Annotated in this window: 4 protein-coding genes; all 4 read left to right on the top strand. The window is 38.1% G+C overall.

Translation table 11 applies throughout. The features are described from left to right. The coding region (locus tag HN980_02830; protein ID MBT6928413.1) for a hypothetical protein at nucleotides 1–379 on the top strand (379 nt) is incomplete at its 5' end. 112 nt (nucleotides 380–491) lie between these two features. Next, entirely contained in the window at nucleotides 492–731 is a 240-nt protein-coding gene (locus HN980_02825) for a hypothetical protein (protein ID MBT6928412.1), read from the top strand. Nucleotides 732–1392: 661 nt separating this feature from the next. Then, nucleotides 1393–1977 carry a hypothetical protein gene (locus tag HN980_02820; GenBank protein ID MBT6928411.1) on the top strand — a complete coding sequence of 195 codons (585 nt, stop codon included), beginning with the start codon at nucleotides 1393–1395 and terminating at the stop codon, nucleotides 1975–1977. A gap of 14 nt (nucleotides 1978–1991) precedes the next feature. Further along, nucleotides 1992–2234, top strand: a complete 243-nt coding sequence (locus HN980_02815; protein MBT6928410.1) for a hypothetical protein — start codon at nucleotides 1992–1994, stop codon at nucleotides 2232–2234. The last annotated feature ends 246 nt before the right edge of the window (nucleotides 2235–2480 follow it).

Genomic DNA, 2480 nt, shown 5'->3' with positions numbered 1-2480 from the left:
TGACAAAAAGGCAATCATTCACAATGGAGAAGAAGAAATCTTTGTAGCATTGACTCCAACACAAGCCAAAAGCCTTAAGCAAAAGGTAGAAGACGGAATGGAACTGAATCAAAACCTGTTCGTAGCATATGCATATGATAGTAAAGAACACGGCCCCCAGATTGGACTTGGACTTAAAAAAGCCACAAAGCCAGCAAAAACCTTTGATGAATTAGATAAGGAAATGACAGAATCCATCAAGGAACGTCAACAAGAACAGAACCAAGAGAAACAATCATCAAATCCAACACAAGCACGGGCATCGTTACCAAAAGCCGATGCTGTTGCATCAACAACCAGTGCGGAGGACAGCGAACCAATAAAGATAGAGGAAATATAATAAACTAAACAAAAAGAATTTATGCCTCTTTTTGTATTAATTCTTAACCAAAAATGCCAACTCTCCCGACATCATCGCGTGATGGAATATGGTGTGAATTTTGCGAAACTATATGGAGATGATAAACTTTGGTCTTCCTATTGTGGACCCCAAGACCAACTGCCCCAAACAAGATTATTTGGCTATGGTGATACGAATGAAAAAGCAAACAAAAAAAACTAAACAACCCACGAGAAAACGCTGTGAGGTGTACAGTAGAATTGTAGGATACCTTCGTCCCATCGACCAGTGGAACGACGGCAAGTCGCAGGAATACAAAGACCGGAAAGTGTTTAAGGTCGACAAAAAATAATCATCGCTCCGCCTCAGAAGAAAACGGAGCGTGATAAAATGGTTAATAAAAGAAACAGCGAGACAAGAAAGTTCTTAATGACGCTATAGCAGACCCGAAAAATGGCGAAGCTGTCATAATAAGATGCCCAAAGTGCAAAGGGCAAACATTCGTTGGGGTAGCATAAGCCTATACTTCAGACGATAAACCATATCCTATTGGAAATTATTGTTCTGATATGCATCTAAAGACCTTTGGAGGTAATTGAAATGGATATAAAAGAATTTAAGAAACTATTAGCGTCAACTAGATGCCCTTTTTGTGAAGGGGAATTAAAGTATTATGATGGGGCTTTGGGATATGAGGCTCTTAAATGTTATAGTTGCAAAATTGACATTGACCATAACGGATTACATTGGGAGGATTAAGCATAGATTATACTTAACGCGGTTAAGCTATTGCGTTAAATGTGTTGATAGCTCCTTCGGGACGTGAACACGCAAATCCTCTATCGTAAACCTTTCGATTCAAAAACTGATTTCTAAATTCAAGATTCCTTTGAATCCGAAAACTTTATCGAAGGATTCGCTACGTCCCCTATCTCTCTCTTTTGATTTCATTTCCTGATAATCATTCTATCCTTTGGTTTTAAAGATTAGAAACCAAAGGAGTTGATATAAAAATGGAAAGCGTAAGAAAACAAATAGAAATAGGTGAACAGGTAGATAGCTGGATAGCAGATGAACAATTGCCAAGAAGAGCCGGGTTTAAGGTCATAAGCGGATTTGACCAATACGAAGGCATGGACGAAGACGAGATTTCAGCATATAAGGAATTTAGGAGATGGTTTGTAAATAAAGACTTAGACCTTCTAAAAATAATACCTCAGCAGGATAGAGACGACTTCTACATACCATTTGAAGATGATGATTCAATATCATTTGCATTCGGGTCAATGGACTACCAGAGACTAATTCCAAAGTTCAACAAGTATCATTACAAACTAAAGATGATATATGAGAGGATTAAGGACTTAGCAGACACACACTCAGCAATAAGCCAACAGGAAGGCAAAGAGAATACAAAGAGGAAATATGTGGAGATAGTTGCAACCGAGTTCAGAGACAATGCAAAAGGCTTATTAGAGACATATAACATGTATCCTCACTTAGTCAACAAGGCGAAAATGTTTGATAGAATCGAAATGACAAACAGGAAAATAGGAAAGTGTAAAGACATTTGGAATAAATATGCCTACCTCACTTGAGGGGGCTTTTTATAATGCCAAATGCAAAAGAAGAGTTTCAGAACAGGATTAAAACTGTATGCCTGTTCTGTGGGGAGGAGGTTGAGAAAAAACAGATAATCAAAGGGAAAGTTATCTGTGAGGTGCTTGATGTGTCAGTATTCAATGCAAAAGTGCTGAGACAAGAAACGCCGGATGAATACTATAAAAACAAAAGGCAAAAAGAGGAAGCAATGATAACAAAGTTAATCAAACAGCTCATTCTAAAAAAGCTATAAAGCAATAGAATAAGGCAGGAAAGAAAAAGGAACGTCGACGGACAGGTTCAGAAAGCATGTGAATGATAAAGGTTGAGGTCAACCGAGAGTCATGTTTCGTTGGTCTCTCCTTCGTGACCTCAAAGAGAGGGGAAACATAAGTAATATAAAAATATATAGGAGGTTAACCCTACAACGTTACTTGTGCACATTTACCAATTCAAATAATCTTTTTCGCCGATGTGAAAGATAGGCGCGGTGATTTCT

The organism is Waddliaceae bacterium (genome assembly GCA_018694295.1).
Taxonomy (GTDB): Bacteria; Chlamydiota; Chlamydiia; order Chlamydiales; family JABHNK01; genus JABHNK01.
Note: the sequence above shows the minus strand (reverse complement) of the source record. Positions and strands in the feature narration are given on the sequence as shown.

Coding starts and splice junctions, on each gene's coding strand:
- HN980_02825 (MBT6928412.1), top strand. CDS start 492: ATGGAGATGATAAACTTTGGTCTTCCTATTGTGGACCCCAAGACCAAC.
- HN980_02820 (MBT6928411.1), top strand. CDS start 1,393: ATGGAAAGCGTAAGAAAACAAATAGAAATAGGTGAACAGGTAGATAGC.
- HN980_02815 (MBT6928410.1), top strand. CDS start 1,992: ATGCCAAATGCAAAAGAAGAGTTTCAGAACAGGATTAAAACTGTATGC.